Source organism: Kitasatospora sp. NPDC059327 (assembly GCF_042752535.1).
Lineage (GTDB): Bacteria > Actinomycetota > Actinomycetes > Streptomycetales > Streptomycetaceae > Kitasatospora.
This window is the reverse complement of record NZ_JBHYYB010000235.1, coordinates 1-2813: the sequence shown is the minus strand read 5'-3', so window position 1 is coordinate 2813 and position 2813 is coordinate 1. Positions and strand designations below refer to the sequence as shown.

At 70.3% G+C, this 2813-nt stretch carries 1 protein-coding gene; it reads right to left on the bottom strand.

Annotated features, from left to right (window positions below):
• On the bottom strand, positions 1-2793 hold a 2793-nt coding region (locus ACFXHB_RS44650), incomplete at its 3' end, for a condensation domain-containing protein (RefSeq protein ID WP_380582953.1).
• Between the last annotated feature and the right edge of the window lie 20 nt (positions 2794-2813).

Sequence of the window (2813 nt, the reverse complement as noted above, 5' to 3'; positions counted from 1 at the left end):
GTAGGACAGGGTGGTGCCGGCGGCGGCCACGGCGACCGCGTCCGGGGTGAGCGCGGCCTGGCGCTCGATCAGCTCGGGCACGCTCACCTCCCCACGCCCCGGCCGGGCCGTCGCGTTCCAGCCCTCGAACGACACCAACTCCCCACGCGACACCAGCGAGGCGGCGTCCATCACCGCATCCGGATCAGCGACCATCGCCTCCAGCGCCGCCCGGTACAGCCCGGCCAGGCGGTCGCCGTTCGCCCGATGCATGGCGGAGGTACGGGTGTTGATGGTGAGCCGGCCGGGACCGGCCACCACGAACAGGGCGAACTCGTTGTCGCTCGCGCCCAGGCTCGCCGCCGCATCGACCGACCCGCCGGCCCGCGCGCCCTCGGCCACTCGGGCGTCCTGACCGAAGTCCTGGTAGCTGAAGTGCACGTCGATCAGTCGCGGCACCCGAGCCAGTTCGCGCTGGATCACCGACATCGGGAAGCTGCGGTGCGGCCACAGCTCGGTCTCCCGGTCGAAGACCTGGTGCACCAGCTCCCGCCAGGTGCGGGCACTGCGGTCCATCGCGAACGGCAGGATGTTCAGGAACATCCCCTGCACCCGCTCGGTGCCCACGGCCTCCGGGCGGATGTGGCAGGTCAGACCGGTGAAGAAGCACGGCTCCGTGGTGAGGGCACCGACCACCCTCAGGTGTGCGGCGTGCAGCACGCTCTTGACCGACGTCCGGGACTCGGCGGCCAGCGCCGAAAGCGCGGGTGCGAGGTCCTCGAAGATGACCTCGACACTGTAGGGGTCGCGCTCGGTCCCGGCCGGGTCGCCCCAGCCCGTGGGCACGTCGAACTTGGCCCAGCCGTCGACGATCCCCTGCCAGTACGCGCGGTCCTCGGCCGAGGCCAGGGCCGCCACCTCCCCGGCGACGGCATCCGCGAAGCGGACCTGCGGCGCCTGCCAGGACTGCGGCGCGGAACCGTCCCGCAGCTCGCGGTAGCAGGTGAGGATCTCGCCGAGCAGGGCTCGGTAGCTCCAGCCGTCCAGAATGACGTGCGCCTGAGTGACGGTGAACTGCCAGCTGTCGGCGTCGAGGCGGTGCACGAACAGCCTCAGCAGCGGCGCCTGCTCCAGGTCGAACGCCGTCCGGCTCTCCTCCTCGACGAACACCCGCAATCGGCGGTCCTGCTCGTCGGTGTCGAGCCCACTCAGGTCCACCTCCACCACCGGGATCTCGGCGGCGGCGTGGACCAGTTGCAGGGGCGTACCATACGACTCCAGGTCGACGGAGGTGCGCAGGACCTCGTGGCGCTCGGCCAGCACCGCGACCGCCCGGCGCAGGGCGTCCACCGACAGCTCCTCGCCGCGGACCCGGAGCGAGGCGACGTTGTGGTAGCGCAGCACGCCCTCGGCGGACAGCATCTCCACGACCATGCCGAGCTGGGCCAGGGTCAGCGGGTAGGCGTCCACCACGTCGCCGGGGAGCTTCGCGCGGTCCTCGGCGCCGATCAGGGCGAACGGCAGGACACCCGGCGCAGCCAATGACTCGGCCGTCCGGTCCGTCAGCTTCTCGGCCAGCGCCGCCACCGAGCGGCAGGCGAAGATGTCCTGCATGGTCGCCGGGTAGCCGACGGTGCGCAGCGCCCCGACCAGGGCCACGGCCCGGATGGAATCGCCTCCGAGGTCGAAGAAACTGTCGTGGACACCGACTTGCTCCGCACCCAGGGTCCGCTCCCAGATCGCCACGATCCGCTCCTCCACCGGCGTGCGGGGTGCGACGTAGACAGTACGTACGTAGGCGTCCTGACCGGGAGCAGGCAGCGCGCGCTTGTCGAGCTTGCCGTTGGGGGTCAGTGGCAGGCGCTCCAGGACGACGAGGGCCGCTGGCACCATGTACTCGGGCAGCACCCGGCCCAGCTGCTCCTGGACAAGGGAGAGGTCCAGACCGGCCCCGGCCTCGGCGGCCGTGCAGTAGGCGACCAGGCGCTTGTCACCGGGCACGTCCTCGCGCGCCAGCACGACCGCCTCGCGGACACTCTCCAGTGCGGACAGCGCGCTCTGGATCTCGCCAAGCTCGATACGGAATCCGCGGATCTTCACCTGGTCGTCGGTACGGCCGATGAATTCATATGCGCCGTTGGGGAGTTGGAGCGCGAGGTCACCGCTGCGGTACATCCGGGCGCCAGGGGCGCCGTGGGGGTCGGGGATGAAGCGTTGAGCGGTAAGGGCGGGGCGGTTGAGGTAGTTGCGGGCGAGGCCTGGTCCGGTGACATGGATTTCGCCGGGGATTCCGGTGGGGACGGGGTTGCCATGGGGGTCGAGGAGGTGAATGGCGAGGTCACTGAGGGGGCGGCCGATCGCGTTGCCGGCGCCGGGGGTGAAGTCGCGCTTGGTGAGGCGGTGGTAGGTGGTGTGGACGGTGGTCTCGGTGATCCCGTACATGTTGATCAGTGCGCATTGGCCGAGGCCGAGTCGGATGGTCCAGGGCCGGAGTTCGGGGATGTCGAGCTTCTCGCCGGCGAAGACAACCGCGCGCAGGGAGAGCTGGTCGGTGCGGGGGTCGGTGCCGACGGCGACGGTGATGAGTGAACGGAATGCGGTGGGGGTCTGGGAGAGGACGGTGACCTCTTCGTCGACGAGGAGGTCGAGGAACTCGTCGGGGTTGCGGGTGGTGGGGGTTGGGACGACGACGAGGCGGCCGCCATTCAGCAGGGCGCCCCACATCTCGAAGACGGAGACGTCGAAGGCGTAGGAGTGGAAGAGGGTCCAGGTGTCGGAGTCGTCGAAGGCGTAGTGCTCCTGCGCGGTGGACATCAGGCGCGCGACGTTGTTGT